This is a genomic window from Pseudomonas sp. FP198, from assembly GCF_030687895.1.
Classification (GTDB): Bacteria; Pseudomonadota; Gammaproteobacteria; order Pseudomonadales; family Pseudomonadaceae; genus Aquipseudomonas.
This window is the reverse complement of the sequence record NZ_CP117452.1, coordinates 2,228,702-2,253,545: the sequence shown is the minus strand read 5'-3', so window position 1 is coordinate 2,253,545 and position 24,844 is coordinate 2,228,702. Positions and strand designations below refer to the sequence as shown.

Annotated in this window: 24 protein-coding genes; 7 read left to right on the top strand and 17 right to left on the bottom strand. The window is 63.1% G+C overall.

Features of this window, described 5'->3' with window-relative positions:
- Positions 1–99 precede the first annotated feature (99 nt).
- Both PSH78_RS10490 and PSH78_RS10485 read left to right on the top strand, forming a co-directional pair.
- Positions 100–1,758 (top strand): nitrite/sulfite reductase, encoded by a 1,659-nt coding sequence (locus PSH78_RS10490; protein WP_305500287.1) that lies wholly within the window; start codon positions 100–102, stop codon positions 1,756–1,758.
- Entirely contained in the window at positions 1,742–2,236 is a 495-nt protein-coding gene (locus PSH78_RS10485; RefSeq protein WP_305500286.1) for a DUF934 domain-containing protein, read from the top strand. Before PSH78_RS10490 ends, PSH78_RS10485 begins: the two co-directional genes overlap by 17 nt.
- Positions 2,237–2,454: 218 nt before the next feature.
- On the opposite strand, the gene sohB is transcribed toward PSH78_RS10485, so the two are convergent.
- Positions 2,455–3,486 carry a protease SohB gene (gene sohB, locus PSH78_RS10480; RefSeq protein WP_305500284.1) on the bottom strand — a complete coding sequence of 344 codons (1,032 nt, stop codon included), beginning with the start codon at positions 3,484–3,486 and terminating at the stop codon, positions 2,455–2,457.
- A gap of 226 nt (positions 3,487–3,712) precedes the next feature.
- Here sohB and PSH78_RS10475 point away from each other — a divergent pair, with 226 nt between their 5' ends.
- The 3 genes from PSH78_RS10475 to PSH78_RS10465 all read left to right on the top strand — a co-directional run bounded on the left by PSH78_RS10475 (position 3,713) and on the right by PSH78_RS10465 (position 5,760).
- Positions 3,713–4,423: a histidine phosphatase family protein gene (locus tag PSH78_RS10475; protein ID WP_305500283.1), complete on the top strand. Its 711-nt coding sequence runs from the start codon at positions 3,713–3,715 to the stop codon at positions 4,421–4,423.
- Between the two features lie 52 nt (positions 4,424–4,475).
- Entirely contained in the window at positions 4,476–4,790 is a 315-nt protein-coding gene (locus tag PSH78_RS10470) for an SCP2 sterol-binding domain-containing protein (RefSeq protein WP_103302367.1), read from the top strand.
- Positions 4,791–4,896: 106 nt separating this feature from the next.
- Positions 4,897–5,760, top strand: coding sequence for a LysR family transcriptional regulator (locus tag PSH78_RS10465; RefSeq protein WP_305501220.1), 864 nt, complete (start codon positions 4,897–4,899; stop codon positions 5,758–5,760).
- A gap of 142 nt (positions 5,761–5,902) precedes the next feature.
- Here PSH78_RS10465 and PSH78_RS10460 read toward each other — a convergent pair whose 3' ends face one another.
- On the bottom strand, positions 5,903–6,130 hold the full coding sequence (locus PSH78_RS10460) for a YdcH family protein (protein ID WP_305500279.1): 228 nt from the start codon (positions 6,128–6,130) through the stop codon (positions 5,903–5,905).
- Positions 6,131–6,347: 217 nt separating this feature from the next.
- Here PSH78_RS10460 and PSH78_RS10455 point away from each other — a divergent pair, with 217 nt between their 5' ends.
- Positions 6,348–6,869, top strand: a complete 522-nt coding sequence (locus PSH78_RS10455; RefSeq protein WP_305500278.1) for a DUF4142 domain-containing protein — start codon at positions 6,348–6,350, stop codon at positions 6,867–6,869.
- Positions 6,870–6,917: 48 nt separating this feature from the next.
- Here PSH78_RS10455 and PSH78_RS10450 read toward each other — a convergent pair whose 3' ends face one another.
- The 6 genes from PSH78_RS10450 to lexA all read right to left on the bottom strand — a co-directional run bounded on the left by PSH78_RS10450 (position 6,918) and on the right by lexA (position 15,286).
- A complete protein-coding gene (locus PSH78_RS10450) occupies positions 6,918–7,184 on the bottom strand; it encodes a hypothetical protein (protein ID WP_305500276.1) in 267 nt (88 codons plus the stop codon).
- 93 nt (positions 7,185–7,277) lie between these two features.
- Positions 7,278–9,389, bottom strand: a complete 2,112-nt coding sequence (locus PSH78_RS10445) for an ATP-binding protein (RefSeq protein WP_305500275.1) — start codon at positions 9,387–9,389, stop codon at positions 7,278–7,280.
- A gap of 153 nt (positions 9,390–9,542) precedes the next feature.
- Positions 9,543–12,641: an error-prone DNA polymerase gene (locus PSH78_RS10440; protein WP_305500273.1), complete on the bottom strand. Its 3,099-nt coding sequence runs from the start codon at positions 12,639–12,641 to the stop codon at positions 9,543–9,545.
- Positions 12,617–14,038, bottom strand: a complete 1,422-nt coding sequence (locus PSH78_RS10435) for a DNA polymerase Y family protein (protein WP_305500272.1) — start codon at positions 14,036–14,038, stop codon at positions 12,617–12,619. The genes PSH78_RS10440 and PSH78_RS10435 overlap by 25 nt, the downstream gene beginning before the upstream one ends.
- 7 nt (positions 14,039–14,045) lie before the next feature.
- On the bottom strand, positions 14,046–14,669 hold the full coding sequence (gene imuA / locus PSH78_RS10430) for a translesion DNA synthesis-associated protein ImuA (RefSeq protein ID WP_305500271.1): 624 nt from the start codon (positions 14,667–14,669) through the stop codon (positions 14,046–14,048).
- On the bottom strand, positions 14,669–15,286 hold the full coding sequence (gene lexA, locus PSH78_RS10425; RefSeq protein WP_305500270.1) for a transcriptional repressor LexA: 618 nt from the start codon (positions 15,284–15,286) through the stop codon (positions 14,669–14,671). The genes imuA and lexA overlap by 1 nt, the downstream gene beginning before the upstream one ends.
- Before the next feature lie 431 nt (positions 15,287–15,717).
- Between lexA and PSH78_RS10420 the strand changes: the two genes are divergently transcribed.
- Complete coding sequence (locus PSH78_RS10420; protein WP_305500268.1) at positions 15,718–15,912, top strand: hypothetical protein; 195 nt, start codon at positions 15,718–15,720, stop codon at positions 15,910–15,912.
- A gap of 504 nt (positions 15,913–16,416) precedes the next feature.
- Here PSH78_RS10420 and PSH78_RS10415 read toward each other — a convergent pair.
- From PSH78_RS10415 to PSH78_RS10375, 9 genes are all read right to left on the bottom strand, one after another.
- Positions 16,417–16,689: a gamma-butyrobetaine hydroxylase-like domain-containing protein gene (locus tag PSH78_RS10415; RefSeq protein ID WP_305500266.1), complete on the bottom strand. Its 273-nt coding sequence runs from the start codon at positions 16,687–16,689 to the stop codon at positions 16,417–16,419.
- Positions 16,686–17,648 (bottom strand): HEAT repeat domain-containing protein, encoded by a 963-nt coding sequence (locus PSH78_RS10410; protein WP_305500264.1) that lies wholly within the window; start codon positions 17,646–17,648, stop codon positions 16,686–16,688. Before PSH78_RS10410 ends, PSH78_RS10415 begins: the two co-directional genes overlap by 4 nt.
- The gene (locus PSH78_RS10405; RefSeq protein ID WP_305500263.1) at positions 17,645–18,493 is read right to left on the bottom strand and encodes an ABC transporter ATP-binding protein; all 849 of its coding nucleotides are present in this window, start codon (positions 18,491–18,493) and stop codon (positions 17,645–17,647) included. The genes PSH78_RS10410 and PSH78_RS10405 overlap by 4 nt, the downstream gene beginning before the upstream one ends.
- Entirely contained in the window at positions 18,493–19,275 is a 783-nt protein-coding gene (locus tag PSH78_RS10400; RefSeq protein ID WP_305500262.1) for an ABC transporter permease, read from the bottom strand. Before PSH78_RS10400 ends, PSH78_RS10405 begins: the two co-directional genes overlap by 1 nt.
- 129 nt (positions 19,276–19,404) lie before the next feature.
- A complete protein-coding gene (locus PSH78_RS10395; protein WP_305500261.1) occupies positions 19,405–20,811 on the bottom strand; it encodes an ABC transporter substrate-binding protein in 1,407 nt (468 codons plus the stop codon).
- A 216-nt stretch (positions 20,812–21,027) separates the two neighbouring features.
- A complete protein-coding gene (locus PSH78_RS10390) occupies positions 21,028–21,273 on the bottom strand; it encodes a ferredoxin family protein (RefSeq protein WP_003180418.1) in 246 nt (81 codons plus the stop codon).
- A gap of 24 nt (positions 21,274–21,297) precedes the next feature.
- Positions 21,298–23,037: a fumarate reductase/succinate dehydrogenase flavoprotein subunit gene (locus PSH78_RS10385; RefSeq protein WP_305500259.1), complete on the bottom strand. Its 1,740-nt coding sequence runs from the start codon at positions 23,035–23,037 to the stop codon at positions 21,298–21,300.
- Positions 23,034–23,786, bottom strand: a complete 753-nt coding sequence (locus PSH78_RS10380) for a GntR family transcriptional regulator (protein WP_305500258.1) — start codon at positions 23,784–23,786, stop codon at positions 23,034–23,036. Before PSH78_RS10380 ends, PSH78_RS10385 begins: the two co-directional genes overlap by 4 nt.
- A 97-nt stretch (positions 23,787–23,883) precedes the next feature.
- Positions 23,884–24,768, bottom strand: coding sequence for a LysR family transcriptional regulator (locus PSH78_RS10375; protein WP_305500256.1), 885 nt, complete (start codon positions 24,766–24,768; stop codon positions 23,884–23,886).
- Positions 24,769–24,844: the final 76 nt, after the last annotated feature.

Sequence of the window (24,844 nt, the reverse complement as noted above, 5' to 3'; positions counted from 1 at the left end):
TGCGCGGCCGTGCGCGCAGAATTGCCGAGGCAGAACCCGATTTCAGCGAGCCAACCTGCAGCTGTTTCTGATCGGCCCAAGCCTGAGAACGAGACTTATATGTACGTATATGACGAGTACGATCAGCGGATCATCGAGGACCGCGTCAAGCAGTTCCGTGATCAGACCCGACGCTATCTGGCAGGCGAGCTGAGCGAAGAAGAATTCCGCCCTCTGCGCTTGCAGAATGGCCTGTATATCCAGCGCTTCGCCCCGATGCTGCGCGTCGCGGTGCCTTATGGCCAACTGACCTCGCGCCAGGTGCGCAAGCTGGCCCAGATTGCCCGCGACTATGACAAGGGCTATGCCCATATCAGTACCCGGCAGAACGTCCAGTACAACTGGCCTGCCCTGGAAGACGTGCCCGAGATCCTCGCGGAACTGGCCACCGTGCAGATGCACGCGATCCAGACCAGCGGCAACTGCCTGCGCAACGTGACCACCGACCAGTTTGCCGGCGTCGCGGCCGACGAACTGATCGACCCGCGCCCATGGTGCGAGATCGTTCGCCAATGGACCACGTTCCACCCGGAATTCGCCTACCTGCCGCGCAAGTTCAAGATCGCCATCAATGGCTCGACCTCGGACCGCGCGGCCATCGAAGTCCATGACATCGGCCTCGAAGCGGTCTACAACGCCGCCGGCGAGCTGGGCTTCCGCGTGCTGGTGGGCGGCGGCCTGGGCCGTACGCCGGTGGTCGGCGCGTTCATCAACGAGTTCCTGCCATGGCAGGACCTGCTGAGCTACCTCGATGCCATCCTGCGGGTATACAACCGCTACGGGCGTCGCGACAACAAATACAAGGCGCGGATCAAGATCCTCGTCAAGGCCCTGACGCCTGAAGTGTTCGCCGAAAAGGTCGAGGCCGAAATGGTCCACCTGCGTGGCGGCCAGACCACCCTGACCGAAGCCGAAGTCCATCGCGTGGCCAGGCATTTCGTCGATCCGGCCTACAAGGCCCTGGACAACCAGGACGCCGAACTGGCCGCCCTCGACAAGGAACACCCGGGCTTCGCGCGCTGGCGGACACGCAACACCCTCAAGCACAAGAAACCGGGCTACGTCGCGGTGACCCTGTCGCTGAAGCCGACCGGTGTCGCACCGGGCGATATCACCGACAAGCAGATGGACGCCGTGGCCGACCTGGCCGACCGCTACAGCTTTGGCCAACTGCGCACGTCCCACGAGCAGAACATCATCCTGGCGGACGTTGAACAGAGCCAGTTGTTCACCCTGTGGGGCGAGCTGCGCGAGCAAGGCTTCGCCACGCCGAACATCGGCCTGCTGACCGACATGATCTGCTGCCCGGGCGGGGATTTCTGCTCGCTGGCGAACGCCAAGTCGATTCCGATCGCCGAATCGATCCAGCGCCGCTTCGACGACCTCGACTACCTGTTCGACATCGGCGAGCTGGACCTGAACATATCCGGCTGCATGAATGCCTGTGGTCACCACCACGTCGGCCACATCGGCATCCTCGGCGTGGACAAGAAAGGCGAGGAGTTCTACCAGGTTTCCCTCGGTGGCAGCGGCAGCCGCGACGCCAGCCTGGGCAAGATCCTCGGGCCGTCGTTTGCCCAGGATGACATGCCGGATGTGATCGAGAAGCTGATCGACGTGTACATCGAACAACGTACCGAAGACGAGCGTTTCATCGACACTTATCAACGTATCGGCATCGACCTCTTCAAGGAACGCGTCTATGCAGCGAATCATTAAGAACAACGAGGTCATCGACGAAACCTGGCACTTGCTGCCCAAGGACGCGACCTTCGATGGCATTTCCAACTGCGACGACCTGATCGTGCCCCTCGCCCTTTGGCGCGACCACGCTCATGCGCTCAAAGCCCGTGATGGCGGCCTGGGCGTGTGGCTGGATGCCGACGAAGAAGCGGAAGAAATCGGCGATGACGCCAATCAGCTCCAGGTCATTGCCCTGAACTTCCCGGCCTTCACCGACGGGCGCAGCTACTCCAACGCGCGCCTGTTGCGTGAGCGTTATGGATTCAAGGGCGAATTGCGCGCCATTGGCGATGTGCTGCGCGACCAGCTGTTCTACATGCGCCGCTGCGGTTTTGACGCCTTTGCCCTGCGTGCCGACAAAGACCCCTATGAAGCCCTCGAAAGCCTCAAGGACTTTTCGGTGACCTACCAGGCAGCCACTGACGAACCGTTGCCACTGTTTCGTCGTCGCTGATAGTTGAAGTATGAAAAAGCCCTGATCCGGGTGTACCGGGTCAGGGCTTTTTTGTTGATGAGGGGGGGGCGAAACCTAATCTTCAGCCCACCCTGGACCTTGTGGGAGCGAGCTTGCTCGCGATAGCGCTGGCTCAGCTTGCATCTCTGTTGAATGTGCCGCCGCTATCGCGAGCAAGCTCGCTCCCACAGGGTTTAGTGTGTCCGCTCTTTCCCGGACTACCAGAACCGCTGCTGCGTCAGGCGGCTCCACCAGCTCAGCAGCACCCGGTCCACCGAACCGCTGGCCGCCATGCCGATGCGCTCCTGCAGGCTTTTGCGTTCGGCATAGTGCAGATGATAGAGCTCGGCACCCTTGGCCCGTTCGGCCAGGTATTCATCGCTGGTCTTGAGCTCGTCAACCAGGCGTTTCTCCAGCGCAGCGACACCGAGCCAGACCTCGCCGGTTGCCACTTCATCGATAGCCAGCTGCGGGCGGTAGTTGGACACGAAGTTCTTGAACAACTCATGGGTGATGTCCAGGTCTTCCTGGAATTTTTCCCGGCCCTTCTCGGTATTCTCACCAAACACCGTCAACGTGCGTTTGTACTCGCCGGCGGTCAGCACTTCAAAATCGATGTCGTGTTTCTTCAGCAGGCGATTGACGTTGGGCAATTGGGCCACGACGCCGATGGAGCCGAGGATCGCGAACGGGGCGCTGATGATCTTCTCGCCGATGCACGCCATCATGTAGCCGCCGCTGGCTGCAACCTTGTCGATGCACACCGTCAGCGGCACGCCGGCCTGACGGATCCGCGCCAGTTGCGACGAGGCCAGGCCGTAGCTGTGGACCATGCCGCCACCGCTTTCCAGGCGCAAGACCACTTCATCCTTCGGGGTCGCCAGGGTCAGCAGCGCGGTAATTTCGTGACGCAGGCTCTCGGTGGCGGAAGCCTTGATATCGCCATCGAAGTCCAGCACGAACACCCGGGGCTTGGCCGCTGGCTTGTCTTTCTGTTTCTTCCCGGCCTTCTCGGCCTTGCCTTCACTTTTGCGCAGCGCCTTGAGCTGGTCCTTGTCCAGCAGCGTCTGCTCCAGACGCTCACGCAAGCCCTTGTAGAAATCGTTGAGCTTGCTGACTTGCAACTGCCCGGCCGACTTGCGCCGTCCCTTGCTGCGCAACGCAGCAAAACTGGCCATGACCACCAGAATGGCGATCACCAGCGTCACCGTCTTGGCCAGAAAACCGGCGTATTCGACAAAAAACTCCACAGCGACTCCTTAAATGCAATGCGCCACTGAACGCAGGCGCGTAACGGTCCCAGCATACCCATGCGCCTGCCCCGCTGCCAGCCATGAAACCTGCTGTTACCGTAACGCGGGTGAGTCCGGACGGGCCTGTAACGGTCATTTCAAACGAGCGTATGTTTTTTCGTTGACAGCCCTCCGCCATCCTCATAACCTCGCCAAACCTTCAACGTACCGGGATGACGCGGACGTGGGCAGCATTTATCTGATACGACATGGCCAGGCCTCCTTTGGTGCGGATGACTACGATGTCCTTTCGCCCAATGGCATGCGGCAAGCCCAGGTGCTGGGCGGCCACCTGGCGGAGCTCGGAGTCGTGTTCGATCGCTGCCTCTCGGGCGACCTGCGTCGCCAGCAGGACACCGCCATCGGCACGCTGGGCGCGATGTCCGCTGCCGGGCTGCCGGTTCCCGAGGTGGAAATCGACACCGCGTTCAACGAATTCGATGCCGATGCGGTGATCCGTGCCCTGCTGCCGGACATGCTGCCCCAGGAGCCCGAAGCGCTGCATATCCTGCGCAACGCGGCGCAGAACCGTGGCGAATTCCAGCGCATTTTTGCCTTGATCGTCGAACGCTGGCTCAGCGGCCAGTATGACCCGCCCGGGCTGGAGAGCTGGCTGGGTTTTGTCGAGCGGGTGCAGGCCGGCCTGCACCGCATCCTCGAGAAGGCCGACAAGACCCACAGGATCGCCGTGTTCACCTCCGGCGGGACCATCACCGCCCTGCTTCACCTGATCACCCAGATGCCTGCCCGGCAAGCTTTCGAGCTGAACTGGCAGATCGTCAACACCTCGCTCAACCAACTGAAATTCAGAGGCCGCGAGGTGGCCCTGGCTTCCTTCAACAGTCATGCGCATCTGCAACTGCTGAAGACCCCGGACCTCATCACCTTCCGCTGAGGCCGGATTACTTGCAGACCCTTGCTGTACCACTCAAATAAGGATCGAAACCATGACCTCCGTAGCCGACGCCGTACAAGCCATGAAAGCCAAGTTCAACCCAGCCGCCGCTGCCGGCCTGGACCTGGTGTTTGGTTTCCGCATTGACGAAACAAAGAATTTTTCGCTGATCGTCAAGGACAGCACCTGTGAACTACAGGAAGGTGAAAATCCCGACGCCCAGGTGACTTTGGTCATGGACGGCGAAACCCTGGAAGGTATTGTTGACGGCAGCACCGACGGCATGCAAGCGTTCATGGGCGGCAAACTGCGCGCCGAAGGCGACATGATGCTGGCCATGAAACTGTCCGAGCTGTTCCCATCCTGAGATAGGATCGCGCCCTGGCTGTCACCAAATCCCGCCCTCGTGGCGGGATTTTTTGTTTCTCGGCCGAAACACCTACAATGCCCGCTCCACCCGCTTCGGCCCGACCATGGACATCGACCTCGCCCGTACCTTCCTGGAAATCGTCCGCCACGGCAGCCTCGCCGCTGCGGCGCAAAAGCTGCACGTCACCCAGACGGCGATTACCGCCCGGGTCCAGAAGCTCGAAAGCCAGCTCGGCTGCGCGCTGTTCGTGCGTAACCGTGCCGGTGCGCGATTGACCGCCGATGGCGAAGCCTTCGTGGTCTACGCCAACCAGCTCGTACAGACGTGGGAGGCCGCCCGCCGGGACCTGCCGTTGCCCGAGGGTTATCGCAACGTCTTGCATCTCGGTGGCGAGGTCAGCTTGTGCAATCCCCTGATGCTTGCCTGGGCGGGGGAGCTGCGCCAGAAGATCCCCGGCCATGCCCTGCGCATGGACATCCGCGACGGTGAAAAACTCTTGCAGCAACTGGAGCTGGGTCTGCTGGATGCGGCGGTGGTCTATCAGCCTGAGTACTGGCCGCGATTGCAGGTGGAGCAGTTGCTGGAGGAAAAACTCATCCTGGTGCGCCTGGCCGCTCGCCCCGAGCCCTACGTGTACATCGACTGGAGCGCGGACTTCCGACGACAGCACGACACGGCGCTTCCGGACAAGGCCAAGGCCGCCGTGACCTTCAATCTCGGTCCACTGGCGTTGCAGTACATCCTGGAGAACGGCGGTAGCGGCTACTTCCGCACCCGGGTCGTGCAGAGCTACCTGGACAGCGGCATTCTGGAACGGGTGCCCAAGGCGCCGGAGTTCAACTACCCGACCTACCTGGTGTATTCCAGGGACCGCGATTCGGCGGCGTTGCAGCAGGCGTTCGAGGTTCTGCGGGGGATCGTCAAGGCTGGCAGCGACTGGTCCCAGCGCTGGGATCCGTTGGGTTGATGCCCGGTTATCTGTGGCGAGGGGATTTATCCCCGTTGGGCTGCGCAGCAGTCCCTCGCAACCTTCAAATGGGGCCGCTTCGCGACCCAACGGGGATAAATCCCCTCGCCACAACGGTTCCTAGCTGATCGTTATGCGACTTCTATATCCGCGCGGCGATCTTGTCCTTGGTCTGCAAGCGTTCTTTCTTGAGTGTCTCCAAAGCAGGATCGGACAGCGTGACGGGCGGCTTCTCGGCATTCACGACCTCGGCGTCGATTCGCGCATACTTCTTGAGCAATTCGTCGAGCGTCGGATCCTCGCTACGCTTCTGCTGGATGTGGTCTTTTGTGCAATCAAGATCCTGGCAAAGATCATGGGACACCGGCATGGAGCACCTCCTTTGGTTGGTTCGGTGGCGAGTGCTTTTCATGGCACTGCCTGTCACCAGCATGGCCTTGCCGGTCGGCTTCTGTCGACCGCCAATCCGACCAGCGGTGACCGTTCGTCGTGCCGCGCCGCGCTTCGATCAAACCTTCGGCCCCTTCCCGCTCTCCATTGAACAGTGACCACAAGAACACTCGTACAACCTGTGTGGAGACTTACCTATGGACAGATTTACCCTGCGTCAACTCGGCCTGGCAGTTGCCCTGAGTACCAGCATGGGCATGGCATGGGCCGCGACTTCCAGCGACTTTGTCGACAACGCGGCAGCCGGCGGCATCGCTGAAATCGAAACCAGCAAACTGGCGCTGCAAAAAAGCCAATCGGCGGACATCAAGGAGTTCGCCAACAAGATGATTGCCGACCACACCAAAGCCAATGAAGAGCTGAAGGCGCTGGCGCAAAAACATGACATCGAAGTTCCGGACGACACCACGTTGATGAAAAAGGCCAAGGCCAAGATTCTCGATGTGCGTGACGAGTCCTTCGATCCGGCCTACGCCAACAACCAGGTGATGGCCCATGAGGAAACCATCGCCTTGTTCAAGAAGGAAGCCGAGACCGTCACCGACGACAAGAAGCCCGGCAATACCGAACTCAAGGCGTTTGCCCAGAAAATGCTGCCCGATCTGCAGCATCACCTGGAGATGGCCAAGAAGCTCCAGGCTGCGCATCCTAGTAAATAATGCAGCACGCATGAAAAAGCCCGACCATCGAGTCGGGCTTTTTGTTGGCTAGCTGTCAGCGGTATCGATGTCGGCGTCGGTCTTGTCGCCGGGGCCAGGCCGATCCGGCTCTGGCTTGAAGCCAGGGCTGTAGGTGTTGTCATTGTCTTGGTGATGTTGTTTCTGATCGACCTCGCTGGCAGCGCTGTGAGCCTGGTGTGTTCCAGCCGGGCCGGCGGGCGGGTTACCCGGCGCTTGGGGATCGACGGCCGGATCGCTACGCGAAGACTGGGTCTGCGTCTGGCCTTGTTGCTGGGTATTTGCAGGATCGCTCATTGGACACCTCGTTCATGACAGGGCCGGTTCAATCGACGGCCTTGGTTATTCGAAGGTGGCAAGGCGGCTGGGTTCCATTCTTTTGCAGCATGCTCAGCCGCCCAGTACCGACCTGACCATCCGTGTCAGCGCATCCGGGCTATAGGGTTTGCTCAGCAGATGTGTGTCAGGGCTCAACTGATGATTGCGCGAGATGATGTCGCGGGTGTGCCCCGACGTGAACAACACCGGCACCGGCGGGGACTGGACCTTGGCCCAGGCGGCCAGGTCGGAACTCTTGATCAGCCCGGGCATGACCACGTCGGTGAAGATCAGGTCGACCGAGGTACCCTCCAGCAACAGCTTCATGGCTTCGTCGCCATTCGCGGCGGTCAGGGTGCGATAACCCGACAGCTCGAGCAATTCCACCGAGGCACCGCGCACGTCATCGTTGTCCTCGACCACCAGGATCGTTTCCTGCAGGCCGGACTGATGCGTGCGGTGGTGCGTCTGCTCCTCCGACTCGGGCTTATGGCTGCGCGGGAAGTACATGTGCACCTGGGTGCCTTCTCCCGGATGACTGGAAATCTCGATATGGCCGCCGCTCTGCTTGACGAACCCGAACACCATGCTCAAGCCGAGCCCGGTGCCCTGGCCGTCGGTCTTGGTGGTAAAGAACGGCTCGAAAACCTGCTTGAGGACTTCAGGCGACATGCCTGCGCCACAATCGGTCACCGACAGCCGTACGTAATCGCCGGCGGCAACGCCTTTGCCGGCGCAGGACGAATCATCCAGCGCGATATTTTCGCCGATCAGGCAGATGGTCCCTTCGCCGCCCATGGCATCGCGGGCGTTGATCGCCAGGTTCAACAGGGCGTTTTCCAATTGGTTGCGGTCGACATGGATGCACCACGGCTCATCCGGCAGCGCCACGTCGATCCGGATGGTTTCCCCCAGTGCCCGTTGCAACAACTCACCCAGGCCATCGTAGATGCGCCGGGGGTTGTAGACGGCCGGGGACAACGGCTGGCGCCGGGCAAAAGCCAATAGCTGCGATGACAGCTTGGCGCCCCGCTCCACGGCCTGGATGGACGCCCCGACCCGCCGTTGCACGTTGGCATTGTCAGGCTCGTGGCGAGCCAGCAGATGCAGGTTTCCGGCGATCACCTGAAGCAGATTATTGAAGTCATGGGCCACGCCGCCGGTAAGCCCGCCGATGGCCTCAAGCTTTTGCGATTGGCGCAACTGCTCTTCCGCCGCCAGCCGCGCCTGCACTTCATCGGCGACGCGTTGCTCCAGCTCGCGGGTGAACTTGAGCAGTGACGCTTCGGCAGTCTTGCGCTCATTGATGTCGATCAGCACACCGGGAAAACGCAGGGGTTTGCCCACCGCATCGAACTCGCAGCGGCCGCTGGCCAATACCCAGAGGTATTCCTCCTCGCCACGACGCACACGGTATTCAGCGCTGTAGGGCACGCCCGTGCGCACCGTCAGGTCGACGCGTTGCTCCACGTCGGCAAGATCATCCGGATGGATGCGCTGGCGAGCGATCTCGATGGGCAGTGCATCCAACGAACATTCGGGCGGATAGCCGAACGTACGGGCGAAACGCTCGTCGCCGGACAGTGTATCGGCCGGGATATCCCAGACAAACGAGCCCAGCAACGGCCCGGCCGAAAGCGCCAACTGAATACGTTCGTTGACCGCACGGTAGCTGCGCTCCGCCTCTTGTCGGGCCCGCTCGCTGAGCACCAGTTCGGTGGTTTCCACGACGATCGCCAGGACGCCAGCCGGCGAATGGTCATCGTCGGGCACCGGGCTGTAATAGAGGTCCATCCAGACGTCTTCGGGCTTGCCGTCACGCAGCAATACCAGTTCCTTGCTGCGGTAGGACAAGGTGCCGCCAGCCAGGCACACGTCGAGTACATGGCGATTGAATTCAGCGACTTCCGGCCAACCCAGCTCCACCGCGCGCCCCAACAGGTACGGGTGACGGCCGCCGGCAAACTCGGCATAGGCGTCGTTATAAATCATGAAGCCCTGACGGCCCCACAACATGACCATCGGCAAGGGCGAAGCCAGCATCAACTGGACAGCGCTGCGCAGGCTGGCGGACCAGTGCTCGATCGCGCCCAGTTCGGTGCGACTCCAATCGTAGGCCCGGATACGTCGGGCCATCTCACCGTCCCAACCGGGACACCCGTTACTCTGGGATAAGAACTTCATGGAACGACTCTCACCTCAAACTACCAGCAGGGAAGCGGCATACCACAAGTCCCTTGTGCTAGTGCTTCGAGCGCGGGGTTGGCAAATGGTTCATGCACAAGCCTCTGCGCCGGTCCTGCCTGGTCCTGCCTGGTCCTGGGGACAGGGTGCTGTTCAGCGGAAATCGCGGCTGCGCACATTGATGCCCGCCAGCAATCCAGTCAGGTCGCTCAAGCGCCCGGCGATCAGGTGGCGGACCTCGCCGACACTCTCCCAGCGCCCGTCCACCCGAAGCAATTGCGAACCCACCAGGACCTTGCGTTGACGCTCGGCCAGGTCGCGCCAGACCACCACGTTGAGATTGCCGAATTCATCTTCCAGGGTGACGAAGGTCACGCCACTGGCCGTGCCCGGGCGCTGGCGGCCGGTGACCAGCCCGGCGACGCTGACGTTGCGACCGTGTTCCACCGTCTGCAATTCCCGCGAACTGCGGCAACGCCGGGCGCGCAATTCGGGACGCAACAAGGCCAGCGGATGAGGCCCCAGCGTGGTGCCCAACGTGGCGTAGTCAGCAAACAGGTTCTCCCCCACCGTGGGCGTCGGCAAGACCACGGGCGGTTCCTCCTCGCTGGGCAAACCGGCGAACAGGCCCAGTTGTTTTTGCACCCCGGCGATTTCCCAGCGGGCACGGTGACGATCGCCGGCCATACCGCGCAACGCGCCGGCGTCGGCCAGTTGTTCCATGGCCCGGGCATCGAGTCGAGCCCGTTCGGCAAGGTCCGCCACATCGCTGAAAGGCCGCTGTCTGCGAGCCGCCTCGATACGGCGGGCATCGTCTTCACGAAAGCCCTTGATCAGGCGCAAGCCCATGCGGATCGCCGGCTGCCGGCCCTCCAGGGGTTCGAGGCTGGATTCCCAGTCGCTGGCGCGCACGTCCGCCGCACGGATCTGCAACTGATGCCGGCGGGCATCCTGGAGGATCTGGTCCGGGCTGTAGAAACCCATCGGCCAACTGTTGATAAGGGCGCAGGCGAACGCCGCCGGTTCGTGGCATTTGAGCCAACTGCTGGCGTAGGTCAGCAAGGCGAAACTGGCGGCATGGGACTCCGGAAAGCCGTAGTTGCCGAAGCCCTTGATCTGCTCGAAGATCTGCGCGGCGAATTCAGGCGTGTAGCCGTTGCTCTTCATGCCTTCTGCCAGGCGCTCGCGATGCGGCTCAAGGCCGCCGTGGCGTTTCCACGCGGCCATCGAGCGCCGCAACTGGTCCGCCTCGCCGGGCGTGTAGTCCGCCGCGACGATAGCGATCTGCATCACCTGTTCCTGGAACAACGGAATGCCCAAGGTGCGACCCAGCACTTTTTTCAGTTTTTCCGAAGGATAAGTGACGGGCTCTTCGCCATTTCGCCGCCGCAGATACGGATGCACCATGCCGCCCTGGATCGGTCCCGGCCGCACGATCGCCACTTCGATCACCAGGTCGTAATACTCCTTGGGCTTGAGCCGGGGCAACATCGCCATCTGCGCCCGGGATTCGATCTGGAACACGCCGATGGTGTCGGCGCGGCTGATCATCTCGAACGTCGCCCGATCGTCCTTGGGCAACGACGCCAATGTATGCCGCACACCCCGGTAGTGCTCGATCAGGTCGAAGCAACGGCGGATCGCGCTGAGCATGCCCAGGGCGAGGATGTCCACCTTGAGCAACCCGACCGCATCGAGGTCGTCCTTGTCCCACTGAATGATGGTGCGCTCGGCCATCGCGGCGTTTTCCACCGGCACCAGGGTGTCCAGCGGTTGCTGGGAAATCACGAAACCGCCGGGGTGTTGGGACAGGTGCCGGGGGAAGCCGATCAGTTGCCGGGTCAGGCTCAGCACCCGGCGCAACACCGGGCTGTCCGGGTCGAAACCGCCTTCGCGCAAGCGGTCCAGGGGCGGCGCTTCATCACTCCAGCGCCCGCAGCAATCGGCCAATGCATTGACCTGGTCCGGCGGCAGGCCCAGGGCCTTGGCCACATCGCGCACCGCCCCGGCGCCGTGGTAACTGCTGACCACCGCCGTCAACGCCGCGCGATGCCGGCCGTAACGCTGGAACACATACTGCAAGACTTCTTCGCGGCGCTCGTGTTCGAAATCGACGTCGATGTCCGGCGGTTCATTGCGCTCGCGGGACAGGAAGCGTTCGAACAACATGTCCGTCCGGCTCGGATCGATTTCGGTGATGCCCAGGGCGTAGCACACCGCCGAGTTGGCTGCCGAGCCTCGACCCTGGCAGAGAATGTGGCGGCTGCGGGCGAAACTGACGATGTCCTGCACGGTGAGGAAGTAGCTGTCGTAGCCCAGTTCGGCGATCAGCTTCAATTCCTTGTCGATCTGCACGCGCACCTTGTCTGTCACGCCGTTCTCCCAGCGCTCGCGCAGGCCGCGCTCGGTCAACTCCCGCAGCCACGAGGCCGGATCGTGACCCTCTGGCACCAGCTCGCGCGGGTATTCGTAGCGCAACTGGCCGAGGTCGAACGTACAACGCCGGGCGATTTCCAGGGTTTCATCGAGCAAGGCACGCGGGTAGAGATCGGCCAAGGCCTGCAAGCTGCGCAGATGGCGTTCGCCGTTGGGGTGCAGGCGCTGGCCGGCCTCGGCCACGGTGACGTGGTGACGAATGGCGGTCATGGTGTCTTGCAAGGCACGCCGACCACGCACATGCATGTGCACATCCCCCGTGGCGACGGCGGGAAGGCCAAGGTGTCCGGCCAATGCGAGCAAGTCCGCCAGCCGCTGGCGATCGTCCTGGCCGCAATGCAACTGCACGGCCAGCCATAGTCGCGTCTTGAAGATCTGTTGGAGCCAGCGCCCCTGCACCTCGGGCGCCTTGCCTTCGGGGATCCACAGCGCCAGCAAACCCGGCAGTGGTTCGTCGAAGTCTTCCCGGACGATGCGATAACAGCCTTTCTCGCTGCGCCGCCGGGCGCGGGTGATCAGCCGGCACAAGGTCTGGTAGCCCTCGAGGTTCTCCACCAGCAGCACCAGTTTCGGGCCGTCCTCGATCTGGATTTCGCTGCCGACGATCAATTGCAGCTCAAGCTCCCTGGCCGCCTGCCAGGCCCGGACGATCCCGGCCAGGGTGCATTCATCGGTAATCGCCAGGGCCGCATAACCCTGCTCCTTGGCGCGGCGACACAATTCCAGGGCGCTGGAGGCGCCGCGCTGGAAACTGAAGTTCGACAGGCAATGCAGCTCGGCGTATTCGCTGCTCATGCGAACCAGCCCTGCAGCCACAACGGCCCGCCCTCACCCACCGGTCGGTAGGCCCAGCCGCGTTGCCCGGCGCGGGTTTCGATCAGGTAGTAATCGCGGCGCACGTCGGCTCCGTCCCACCAGCCAGACTCGATGCGCTCCGGCCCCATGAGGATTCGCGCCTGGCCCTCGGGCAACGCCTGGGGCTCGCCGAGCAGCCAGCCGGGACGCTGGACTTCCTCGCGCAGCGGGCATGCCTGTTGCCGCGGCTGGGGAGTCATCTGCCAGGCGCACTCGGGTCGATGATCGTCACCGAATCCCAGCCCCAGCACGGCGTCATCCCCCAGGCGCGCCCGCAGCCGTTCGCGCAGTTGTTCCCAGGGCAAGGACTGTTGAGGACGCTCGTCGAACAACTCCAGGCGCTGGGGCACGAAGCTCGGCAGGTTGTCGGCACACAAGCGAAATCCGCGCACTGGCGCCTCGACCTGTACCTGTTCAAGACGACCACGGGCCAGTTCGAACAGCATCGAAGGCTCCCGCTCGGCGCTGAGCAGGCCGACCTTGATCACCGTGTCCGGCAGACCGGCGTGTTCCAGATGCAAGTCAAAGCGCTGCACACCGCTGTCGCGCCCACACAGGAAAGCCGACAGGTCACCGGTCAACCGGCGCAGCGGAAACAGCAACGCCTGGTGAGACTGCACGTCGTAATTGAGTTCGATGCGCACATCAAAACGGTCCGGGGGCAGGTAGAACGACAGCGCCAGGGTACGACTGCCCGTCAGCGCGTCGAGGTGCTTGAGCACATCGGCCTCGAAGCGCCGCGCCAGGGTGTGCCGGGGCAAGGCCCGGACCTGATCCAGGTGGCGCAGGCCCATGCGCGACAGCGCCGTGGCGACGTCGGGCGCCAGGCCGATGCGGTCTACCGGCATTTGCCCCAGGTACGCTTGCAAGGTTTCGCCATCGGGCACCACCAAGGCGTCATGGGCATTGGCCAACATCCGCGCCGCCACGGGATTAGGGGCGGCGACGATGCGATGACGAAAGCCCAGTTCAGTCAGCTCGGCCCGCAACCGAGCCTCGAACACCGGCCAGGGCCCGAACAGCCCCAGGCTCGATTCGATCTCGAATAGCACCGTGCGCGGGTAATGCACGCTGACCTGGGAACTGAAGCGGTAGGCCCAGGCCGCCAGGAACTGTTGCCAGTGCTCGATCTGCGCCGCGTCGTATTCGGCCGTGGCGAACCCTTTGCTCAGGGCCTGGGCGGCGGTCATGCTCTGACCGGGCCGCAAGCCCAGGGCGCGCGCCGGCCCATTGACCGCTTGCAACACCCGGCGCTGGGCCGGACCGGTCAGCAGCGCCAGGGGCTCGTCGGGATCGGGGCGCTGGCGCAGCGCGGCGTCCAACGCCAGTTGCGGGAAGAGGATACAGACCCAGCGCATCGCAACCTCAATGCCCCATGTGCGTGGTGAACGCAATCGGCGCCGAACGGGCCAGGCCACCCCGGGACTTGAGCACCCGCAATTGTGCGGGGCGAGCATCGATGGCGATGCGCAAGGCCGCCGGGGACGGGTTGACCGCCTCCTGGATCGAGCGCCAGGCGAACGCCAGGGTCTGGCCGGTTTCCGCAGCGACCTGCAGGCGGCGCAAGGCCCGATCATCCGCCTGGCGCGGCCAGCACAGCACCGCGCCGCAACTGCCCGAACGCAGGCATTGCTCGGTGGCCCACAAGGCATCCCGTGGGTCGGCCTGGATGATCGACAACTGGCGCAGGTCCACCCCGGCATTTCGCCAGGCCTGGGGATAGGGTACGAACGGCGGTGCCACCAGCACGATGCGCTCCCCCGCCGCCGACAGCCGCGCCAGGGTCGGCCACACCAGTTGCAACTCGCCCACGCCCGGCGCGCCGATGAGAATTTCCGTCAACGCCGCGTCCGGCCAGCCACCACTGGGCAATGCCGCGTCCAATGCAGCATGACCGGTGGGCTGCGGACTGGCGGCCGGCGGCGCAGGCCGGCCTCTCCAGACCTGGCCGCCATTGAACAGCATGTCCAGTGCAACGACGGCGCCCATCAGCCTTGTCTCACCAGGCCACAGAACACACCTTCGATCGCCAGGTCCTGGTCGGCTTCGACAATGATCGGCTGATAGGCCGGGTTGCGTGGCAACAGGCGCACGCGCTCGCCGACTCGCTCAAAGCGCTTGATGGTCACTTCACCGTCCAGGCGCGCCACGACGATCTGCCCATTGGCGGCCTGGGGCGTACGTTGTACACCGACCAGATCGCCATCGAGGATACCGTCCTCGATCATCGAATCGCCCTGGACCCGCAACAGGTAATCCGGCGCCTTGGTGAAAATCGCCGGGTCCAGCAACAAACGGCTGTGGACCTCGGCATCGGCGCCAATAGGCAGGCCGGCGGCCACCCGTCCCAACACCGGCACGTCCAGCAGCTCGGGGCGCGGCGGCTGGTTCAACAGCCGGATGCCTCGGGCCTGGTGCGGATTGACTTCGATGAAACCGGCTTCGGTCAGCGCCAGCACATGCTTGCGCGCCACGCTGCGGGAGGCAAAACCGAACGCCTCGCTGATTTCAGCGAGGCTGGGAGGCTGGCCCTGCTCGGCGATGCGTTCGCGGATGAAGGTCAGGATGGCGGTACGGCGGGGAGTTAGAGTCGTCATGGAGTACATTTGTACTCCTGTCGGTTTTGCCTGACAAGCGCCGCCAGTCAGTTCATGGGGTGGCCTTGTTGGGGTGTATATCCATTTTTTTGGTAACGGCTGCTTATGGTTCCGCCCTTACGGCGGGTCACTTTTATGAAGCGTAAAAGTAACCAAAACGCTTTTGCCCCACCACTCGGCACCTCGCCTGGGCTCGGTGTGCCCTCACTCCGGCATTGCTCCGTGGGCCCGCCGCGAAGGGCCGTCCCTGGCCCAGCGCGGCTATCCCGGCATCCATGCCGGGATGCCCACTGCGCAATGCCTGCGTTCGGCCAGCGTGGTTAACGGGGCGCCGAAATCAACGTCCACCGCGAGGCGGCCTTTGAGCCGACCTGGTTTGGTGGGTTTTGCATTTCCTCTGTGGGAGCGAGCCTGCTCGCGAAGGCGGTGGGACAGCTTGCATGGATGGCGAATTTGTTGTTTTCCCCAAGAAAAGGATAAACCCGTGGCGAGGGAGCTTGCTCCCGCTGGGCTGCGCAGCAGTCGTAAAAAACCTGCTGTTGTCCGGATGCATCCTGCTGAATGGTTTGGGGCTGCTGCGCAGCCCAGCGGGAGCAAGCTCCCTCGCCACGGGGTTCATCGTCGTCTTTAAATGAACAACATTCTCCCTAGGAGGAATTTTTGCGAGGGCTTCAACACATTCAACATCCATGCAAGCAGGCCCACCGCCTTCGCGAGCAGGCTCGCTCCCACAGTTAGATCGGGGTATAGCTGAAAAGACATGCCGCCTCGCTTTTGATCGTGATCTTATCTTGATCTGGGGCGCCCCGTTAACCACGATGGCCGAACGCAGGCGTTGCGCAGTGGGCATCCTGGCATGGATGCCAGGATAGCCGCGCTGGGCCAAGGATGGCCCTTCGCGGCGGGCCCACGGAGCAATGCTGGAGTGAGGGCACACCGAGCCTAAGCGAGGTGCCGAGTGGTGGGGCGAAGCGCTTTTGGTTACTTTTGGCGCTTTCCAAAAGTGACCCGCTGTAAGAGCGGAACCATAAGCGGCCGTTACCGAAAAAATGGATATGTACCCAATCAGACCGCCTTCGCGAGCAGGCTCGCTCCCACAACGAATCTTCTACAAAGAATCTGCGAACAGTTGGATTCAACTAAAAACCCGCCAGATAGGCCCAGGGAAAAATCCCCCGCTCGTGCCCATCACTGAACACCAGCTGAACCCCATACCCCTGGGCATTGACCTCAACCACCCGCACCCGGGCATCGACCTGAACCGTCAGCCCTTGCAGGCGAAACGCCCGGCATTGGGAACATGGACATTGCCTGCGTAGCTCGACATGGTCCAGCCGCTGCTCGCGACCGTCGGGCCAACTCAGCCGCAACTGGCCCTTGTCCCGGCAATTGCCGATCGTCAACGGAGTCATTGCAACTGGCCCAAGGCAATGCGCACGGCCTTGCGCACTTCCGGATCGCCATCGTCCCGGGCTGCCTGCAAGGCGGGGATCGCTCCCGGATCGTTCAACTCGCCCAACGCCAACGCCGCTTCCTTGCGCAGATTGCTGATGCGATGGCCCAGGGTTTCGATCAGTGCCGGCAACGCCTGGACATAACGCAAGCGGCCAAGACTGCGAGTGGCGCGCAGGCGCACTTGCCAGTAGTCATCATCCAGGGCATCGATCAGGGCCGGGCCGGCATCGGCGTGACCCACTTTGCCCAGCGTGGTGGCGGCCTCTTCACGCACCGTCCAGGCCGGGTCGCACAAGGCCTGGCGCAGCGCCGGCAAGACTTGCGCATCCGCAGCCAGGCCCAGGGCGCCAGTGGCCGCGCGGCGCACTTCGCTGTCCAGGTCGGCGCTGGCGAGCCGGGCCAGGGCCGGCAGAGCCTCAAGCTGCTTGAGCCAGCCCAGCACGCCCACCGCCTCGCGACGCACGCCGGCATCTGCGTCGACCAGGGCCGCGATCGCAGCCGGTGCGGCAACGCCCAGACGCAACTCGCGCAAGGCCCGGAACGCGGCGATGCGCACGCTGGCATCCGCGTGGGTGGTCCAAGGCAATATCACCTCCCCCGCCGCCTCGCTCTTGAGCAGGCTCAGGCTCTGGGCAGCCGCGGCCTGCACGGTCGGGGAGGTATCGGTCAGCGCCTGGCACAGGGCCGCGACCACCGGTGCGTCCTCCCAGGCTTCGAGCAAGCGTGCGGCTTCGGCCCGCACCTCGGCGCTGGGATCCCGGGCCAGACGGTCGACGAGCCACAGCAGGCCTTCGGGTTCCTCCAGGTCAGCCAGTTCGATCAGGGCGATCCGGCGCACCCCGGCGTCGTCGTCCGTCAGGCGTGGTTGCAGGGCAAGAATGTCATCGTTGTCGGTGTTTTCGAAGAGAGAAGTCATAGGGCAAATCGCGGCAAGGAGGTTTCAGGAGGAAGCCCGAGGGGATTGAGGCGCGGCAATTGCCGGCCGTCTGCATGGCGCATCAGCTCGAGGCAATGGCGTTTCAATCGGGAAAACTCAGGGCGGGTGACCAGGTCGGTGGTTCGTGGCCGCGGGAAATCCAAGTGCAGGTCCTCGATGATCCGGCCCGGGCGCGGGCTCATCACCAGCAAGCGATCAGCGAGGAACAACGCCTCGTCGATGTCGTGGGTGACAAAGACAACGGTGGTGCGGATGCGCGTCCAGATGTCCAGCAGCAGCTCCTGCATGTTCAACCGGGTCAATGCATCCAGCGCGCCGAAGGGTTCGTCCATCAGCAACAAACGCGGGCGGTTGACCAGCACCCGGGCGATCTCCACCCGTTGCTGCATGCCGCCGGAAAGTTGGTCTGGCCAGTGTCCGGCGAAACCTTCCAGGCCCACCAGGGCAAGGATTTCATCGGCGGCACGGTATCGTTCGAGCTTGCCCTGGCCGCGCATCTTCAGGCCGAAAGCGACGTTGTCGCGCACACTGCGCCACGGAAACAGGGTGTGCTGCTGGAACACCATGCCGCGCTGGGGCGACGGGCCGGCCACCGGCAGCGCATCGACATTCAACGTGCCGGCACTCGGTTGCAGGTGCCCGGCAAGCGCGCCGAGCAACGTCGATTTGCCGCAGCCGGACGGCCCGAGGATGCAGACGAACTGGCCGGCCTCGATCTGGCAATCCAGCCCCTGCACTGCTTCGAAAGCCTGGGCACCCTGGCCCAGGACAATGGATAACTGGCGGATATCGATCCGCCCTTCAGGGGTTTGCATCGCGCTCATCAGGCTTTTCCTCGGGGTCGGTGCCAAGGCGTGAACAGCCCGCCCAGGCGCTTGATCAACAAACTGCTGCCCATGCCCAACACGCCGATCAACAACATGCCGACGACGATGTCGGGGTAGTTCTGCACGGTGTAGGACGCCCAGGTGTAGTAGCCGATGCCGTACTGGCCGGCGATCATTTCCGCCGTCACCAGGCAGAACCAGGACGTGCCCATACCGATGGCGAGGCCGGTGATGATGCTCGGCGCCGCGCCCGGCAGGATCACCTCCAGCAGGATTGCCCGGCGCCCTGCCCCCAGGCTTTTCGCCGATGCGACCAGGCGCCGGTCAACCCCTTCGACGCCGTGCACGGTGTTGAGCAGGATCGGGAACAGCGCACCGGTGAAGGTGATGAACACCATCGACAGTTCCGACGAGGGAAACATCAGGATCGCCAGCGGGATCCAGGCCACCGCCGGAATCGGCCGCAGCACTTCCAGCGGTGGCAGCAACAGGTCTTCGGCCCACCGGGAACGGCCGATGGCCAAACCCAGCGCCACGCCCACCAGCAACGCCGCGCCATACCCGGCAAAGACCCGCCCCAGGCTGCTGCCCAAGTGCCGAACGAGATGGCCCGACTCGCCCAGGCCGAGCGCGGCCTCGATCACCGCCAGCGGGGCCGGGACGTTGGCGAAAGTCACCAGGCCGAGGTCCCAGTGACCGTTGGCGGCGAGCTGCCAGAACAGCAGGCAGAGCAACAAGGAAGCGGCTCGCAGGAGCCAGCGTTTGGGTGATGGGTACACAAATCTATCCTCCGCAATGGACCCTGTGGGAGCGAGCTTGCTCGCGATAGCGGTATATCAGGCACTTCAACTTCAACTGACCTGACGCCATCGCGAGCAAGCTCGCTCCCACAGGGGGCGGTGTCAGGTTTATCGGGCGGCGACTGCCTGGGTGGTGGCTTCGGTAAAATCAAGGACCTTGCCGCCCTCGGCCGTGGCAAATTGCTCAGCCTGCCCTTTCAACAAGAACGCGCTGAGTTGGCCCTTGGCATCGCTGGCGAACCACGCCTGCTCGGCCAGCAGCTTGATCCCGCTGTCGCTGGCCTGGGCGTAGACGGCGCGGATGCCCTTGCCTTCCTGCTTGAGATTCGCCAGCGCGGTGAAGGCCGATTGCGCCGAGGCGTAATGACGCACTGTCGGCTCGCCGCGTACCCAGATCTGCGCCACATGGCGGGCATCGGTAATGGGCTGGCCGGTCAAGGCATCGGGGTTGCCAAGGGGCGTCTGGGCGTAGCTGCCCAGTTGCGCGGCGTAATCGAGGTTCGACGCCTTGAACGCGGCGCGGATGTACTGATCATCGATGAAGGTGTTGAGGTCCAGGCCGCGATCCGCCTTTTTCAGCAATTTGAGGGTGTCGATCGCGGTGCCGACGGCTTGCCGGTATTCGGGTTTCCAGGTCAGGTCGCGGGTCTGTACGCCCAGCGGCCCGTGAAACAGGTAATTGACCTCGGCATCTACCCCGGTGACCTTGGCGATCAGCTCGCTGTATTTCTCAGGCTCGGCGGCCAGCAGCTGATTGGCCTCGATGGTCGCGCGCAGATAGGCGACGACGATTTCCGGGTACTTTCTGGCATAGGCCTGATCCACCAGCGCGCCGTGGAAAGTCGGCGTCCTGGCCTGCGCACCGTCGTAGATCTTGCGGGCGAAACCGCGGCTGGGGAACAGTTCGGCGAACGGCACGAAATCGGCGTGGGCGTCGATCTTGCCGGCCTGCAGCGCCGAGCCGGCGACCTCCGGTGGCTGGGCGATGATGTTTACGTCCTTGAGCGGATCCCAGCCCTGGGCCGCGACGGCTCGCAGCAACATGCCATGGGCGGTGGAAGCAAACGGCACGGAAATCGTCTTGCCCTTGAGCTCGGCGAGGGACTGCACGCCCGAGGCGCTGGGCACGACAATGCCGTTGCCGCTGCCCTGGGTGCTGCCCGACAGCACGCTGATAAACAGGCTGTGCTTGCCGGCCGTCTCGAACGCCACGCCGTTGAACGCCCCGGGGAAGTCGGCCATGGCGCCGAAGTCGAGTTTGCCGGCGACCATCTCGTTGGTCAGCGGCGCGCCGCTGGTGAAGTTTTTCCATTGGACATCGTACTCGGCGTCCTTGTACGCGCCGTCGTGGGGCAGGTATTTGTCCAGCAGGCCGAGCTCGCGAATCAGCAACCCGCCGGCGGCGCAGTTGATGGTGGTGTCCTGGGTGCCGATGGCAATGCGGATGGTTTCTGCCTGGGCAGGCAAGGTCAATGAAGCCAGTACCAGACCGGCCAGCGCTGCACGCAATAACATGGGTGTGTCCCCTCGAATCATTGATTGGATGTTCGTCTCCGCCACGATCAGGGCGCGGTGGGAAACGAGGGGTGTTCTGGATGGTGCGTCCGGGGGTGGCCGGATGGCTTTTTTTGGGGGCCGTGGTGGCCTCTTCGCGAACAGGCTCGCTCCCACATTGGACCGAGTCGCTGTAAAACTGTGGGAGCGAGCCTGCTCGCGAAGGCGTCTACTCAGTCACCGCAGCAAATAAGGAATCTCGACCTTCACCGCCCCCGTCGGGCAATCCTTTTCACAGGGCATGCAATACCAGCATTCATCGAACGCCATGTAGGCCTTCTGGGTGGCCGGGTTGATCGCCAACAGGTCCATCGGGCAGACATCGACGCAGACCGTGCAGCCCTTGTGGGCGATGCATTTGTCCTCGTCCACGGTGACGGGGGCATTGGAGCGGAAGAATATTTCCTGGGGTTGATAGGCCATGGGCATTCTCTTTGGGTGTAGGGCTCACGCCGCGTCGGCACCGAGCCGAAGCCGGTCGTAGGCCTGCAGTTCGTCGGCATCGAGGGCGATGATGTAGGGCTCGACGGCTTTCTTGAACGAGGTCATCGCGCCGTCCTCACCCTTCTTCAAATGGCAATGGCAGAACCAGTCGCTGTCGTTGCGTTGCGGATGATCGACCCGGTAGTGGTACAACCCCCAACGGCTTTCGGCGCGAAACAGCGAGGCCCGGGCGGCCATCTCGGCGCAATCGCGGATCACGCTGACTTCCATGGCGCGCATCAGTTCGTGGGCGTTGTGGGCCTTGAGCTGATCAAGGTCGCGCTGGATATCGCTGAAGCGTTGCAGGCCGATCTGCATTTTTTTGCTGACCTTCGGCGGTTGCAGGTAATCGTTGACGAAGCGGCGCAACTTGTATTCCACCTGGGCCGGCGGCAGGCCATGCGCGCGGTCGAGGGGCGCGTAGACGCGGTTTTTTTCCTGCTCGATCTGCTGAGTATCCAGCACCGAAAAATCCTTGCCAGCGACAAAGTCCGCCGCGTTCTGGCCGGCAAACCAGCCGTAGGTGAACGCGCCGAGCATGTAGTTGTGTGGCACGGCGGCCATGTCGCCCGCCGAGTACAAACCCTTGACCGAGGTTTCCGCCCGCTCGTTGACCCACACTCCAGAAGCCGAATGACCGCTGCAGAAGCCGATCTCGGAAATGTGCATCTCCACCATCTGCGTGCGGTAATCGGTGCCCCGGTTGGCGTGGAACTGCCCGCGACTGGGGCGCTCGTTGCTGTGCAGGATTTCCTCGATGTTCTGGATGGTTTCCTCGGCCAGGTGATCGAGCTTGAGGAACACCGGACCGTTGCCGCCTTCGAGCTCCTGGTGGAACTCCCACATCATCTGCCCGCTCCAGTAGTCGCATTCGATAAAGCGCTCGCCCTTGTTGTTGGCGGTGTAGCCGCCCAGCGGGCCGGTAACGTAGGCGCACGCCGGGCCGTTGTAATCCTTGATCAACGGGTTGATCTGGAAGCACTCCAGGTTCGCCAGCTCGGCCCCGGCGTGATAGGCCATCGCATAACCGTCGCCGGCATTGGTCGGGTTCTCATAGGTGCCCATCAGGTAGCCGGAGGCCGGCAACCCCAGGCGCCCCGCCGCGCCGCAGCAGAGGATGACGGCCTTGGCCTTGATCACATGGAAGTCGGCGGTGCGGCAGTCAAAACCCATCACACCGTTCACCGCGCCCTCCCCATCGGTCAACAACCGGGTGCAGACCAGCCGGTTGGTGATGCTGACTCGCGCCCGTTTCAACTGGCGATAGAGGACTTTCTTGATGTCGTGACCTTCCGGCATCGGCAGCACATAAGCGCCCATGTGGTGCACCTTTTTCACCGCGTAATCGCCGGTTTCGTCCTTCTCGAACTTCACGCCCCAGCGGTCCAGTTGCTCGATCGTTTCGAAGCTGTGGGTCGCGTAGGCGTACACCGCCGCCTGGTTGACGATGCCGTCGTTGGCGATGGTGATTTCCTTGGTGTACTGCTCGGGCGTCGAATGGCCCGGGATGATCGCGTTGTTGAGCCCGTCCATGCCCATGCTGATAGCGCCGCTGCGCTTGACGTTGGCCTTGTCCACCAGCAACACGCGCAGGTCGCGGTTGCGCTCCTTCGCCTTGATCGCCGCCATGGGGCCGGCGGTGCCGCCGCCGATGACGACGATGTCGTATTCCTGTTCGAGGGTATTCCTGGAGCTTTGGGTCATGCCTGCGTCCCTTTTTGCCGGTCGATGCGCAAGCGATACTGGAAGGCATCGCCACGGTAGTAGAGGTATTCGAAGTCCAGCGGCTGGCCGCCGGCGTCATGGGTCAGCCGTTCGATGCGCATGACCGGCGAGCCGGGCTCGACGTCGAGGGCCTGGCACAAGTCGCTGTCGGCCAGCACCGCATCGATGGCAAGGTCGGCGTGACCGAGGGCCAGGCCACAATCGTTTTCCAGGATCAGGAAGATGTCGCGGGTAACCAGGTCGGCTTTTTCCAGGCGCTCGCCGAGGGCCTTGGGCAGGTAGGTGATTTCCAGGGAAACCGGCTCGCGGTTGATCAGCCGCACCCGCTTGATCTGCGTTACCACGTCGCCTTCCGCCAGTTTCAATCGCTCGGCCACCGACTTGTCCGCCGGGATGAACTTGAAACTGCGCAGGCGGTTGATCACCTCGTAGCCGCGACCGGTCATGGACTCGGCCAGGCCCTGCAGCGTGCTGACGTTCTGGAAGGTCTTGGGCTTGGCGACGAACGTGCCTTTGCCGTGGATCTTGAAAATCAGCCCTTCCTTTTGCAGATCGCCCAAGGCCTGGCGCACGGTGATGCGGCTGACGCGAAACAGCGCGCCCAGCTCGCTTTCCGAAGGCATCTGGCTGCCTTGCGGGTATTCACCGTCAAGAATGCGCGCGCGCAGCACGTCGCGCAGTTGGGTGTGCAGCGGCACGCTGCTGAGGGAGAGAAGATTGTCGGGCATGGGTCGCAAGTCACTTGTCATAACGAGTTATGAGGTGATCTTAGGGAAAGCGCTCAATGCTTGAGAAATACCGTTTGGACATAACCTTAGAGCCGGGTCAGGGCAACAGCAGCCCCTGCTCGCGCTCGCACAACTGCACCACGTAATCCCACAACACCCGCAACCGGACAGACTTGTGCAGCTCGCGGCGGGTGCTGATCCAGTAGCTGCGGCGGATGGTTTCGTCCGGCAGCAGCGGCACCAGCGTCGGGTCGCTGCTGGCCATGTAACACGGCAGCACGGCGATCCCCAGGCCCGAGCGCGCGGCCTGTTGCTGGGCAATGACGCTGGTGCTGTGGAACACCACGCGAGGGTTTCGGCAAAAGCTGTTGAGGAACATCAGCTCCTGGCTGAACAGCAGGTCATCGACGTAGCCGATCCAGGCATGGCGGGCCAGATCCTCGCGACTGCGTAACGGTGGCGAACGGTCTAGGTAAGCCTGGCTGGCGTAGAGCGCGAGGCTGTAGTCGGTGAGCTTGCGCGTCACCAGCAGGTCGGCCGCCGGGCGTTCGAGGTGAATGCTGATTTCCGCCTCGCGGTTGAGGATGCTGACAAACCGCGGCACGGCCACCAGTTCCACCTCAAGCCCCGGATAGCGCTGGAACAAGCCGTCCATGCGACTAGCGAGGAACATGATGCCCAGCCCTTCCGTCACGCCGAGGCGGATCTTGCCCAGCGGCGCGCTGGATTGAGTGATGTCCTCCTGGGCCAGCAACGCGACATTCTCCATGGCCTCGGCATGCTTGAGCAGCGCTTCCCCGGCCGGGGTCAATTCATACCCTTGGGCGTGCTGGACAAACAACGCGGTGCCGAGGCTTTTCTCGATCGCCTCGATGTGCCGCGCCACCGTGGCATGGGTGGTGTTGAGCCGTCGCGCGGCCGTCAGCAGGCGGCCGCTGCGTTGCAGTTCGAGGAAGTAGCGCAGGTCATTCCAGTCGAACATGAGCCATCCTTGAATCGCCTGAAGTCATGACTGTTCATAAACGCACAGCCGCTGCGCAAAAACTAACATTCTTTTG

Coding starts and splice junctions, on each gene's coding strand:
- PSH78_RS10470 (WP_103302367.1), top strand. CDS start 4,476: ATGACCTCCGTAGCCGACGCCGTACAAGCCATGAAAGCCAAGTTCAAC.
- PSH78_RS10445 (WP_305500275.1), bottom strand. CDS start 9,389: ATGAAGTTCTTATCCCAGAGTAACGGGTGTCCCGGTTGGGACGGTGAG.
- PSH78_RS10375 (WP_305500256.1), bottom strand. CDS start 24,768: ATGTTCGACTGGAATGACCTGCGCTACTTCCTCGAACTGCAACGCAGC.
- PSH78_RS10385 (WP_305500259.1), bottom strand. CDS start 23,037: ATGACCCAAAGCTCCAGGAATACCCTCGAACAGGAATACGACATCGTC.
- PSH78_RS10420 (WP_305500268.1), top strand. CDS start 15,718: ATGGATGGCGAATTTGTTGTTTTCCCCAAGAAAAGGATAAACCCGTGG.
- PSH78_RS10395 (WP_305500261.1), bottom strand. CDS start 20,811: ATGTTATTGCGTGCAGCGCTGGCCGGTCTGGTACTGGCTTCATTGACC.
- PSH78_RS10410 (WP_305500264.1), bottom strand. CDS start 17,648: ATGACTTCTCTCTTCGAAAACACCGACAACGATGACATTCTTGCCCTG.
- PSH78_RS10415 (WP_305500266.1), bottom strand. CDS start 16,689: ATGACTCCGTTGACGATCGGCAATTGCCGGGACAAGGGCCAGTTGCGG.
- lexA (WP_305500270.1), bottom strand. CDS start 15,286: ATGTACTCCATGACGACTCTAACTCCCCGCCGTACCGCCATCCTGACC.
- PSH78_RS10460 (WP_305500279.1), bottom strand. CDS start 6,130: ATGCCGGTGTCCCATGATCTTTGCCAGGATCTTGATTGCACAAAAGAC.
- PSH78_RS10485 (WP_305500286.1), top strand. CDS start 1,742: ATGCAGCGAATCATTAAGAACAACGAGGTCATCGACGAAACCTGGCAC.
- PSH78_RS10435 (WP_305500272.1), bottom strand. CDS start 14,038: ATGCGCTGGGTCTGTATCCTCTTCCCGCAACTGGCGTTGGACGCCGCG.
- PSH78_RS10380 (WP_305500258.1), bottom strand. CDS start 23,786: ATGCCCGACAATCTTCTCTCCCTCAGCAGCGTGCCGCTGCACACCCAA.
- PSH78_RS10490 (WP_305500287.1), top strand. CDS start 100: ATGTACGTATATGACGAGTACGATCAGCGGATCATCGAGGACCGCGTC.
- PSH78_RS10390 (WP_003180418.1), bottom strand. CDS start 21,273: ATGGCCTATCAACCCCAGGAAATATTCTTCCGCTCCAATGCCCCCGTC.
- PSH78_RS10405 (WP_305500263.1), bottom strand. CDS start 18,493: ATGAGCGCGATGCAAACCCCTGAAGGGCGGATCGATATCCGCCAGTTA.
- PSH78_RS10455 (WP_305500278.1), top strand. CDS start 6,348: ATGGACAGATTTACCCTGCGTCAACTCGGCCTGGCAGTTGCCCTGAGT.
- PSH78_RS10450 (WP_305500276.1), bottom strand. CDS start 7,184: ATGAGCGATCCTGCAAATACCCAGCAACAAGGCCAGACGCAGACCCAG.
- imuA (WP_305500271.1), bottom strand. CDS start 14,669: ATGGGCGCCGTCGTTGCACTGGACATGCTGTTCAATGGCGGCCAGGTC.
- PSH78_RS10465 (WP_305501220.1), top strand. CDS start 4,897: ATGGACATCGACCTCGCCCGTACCTTCCTGGAAATCGTCCGCCACGGC.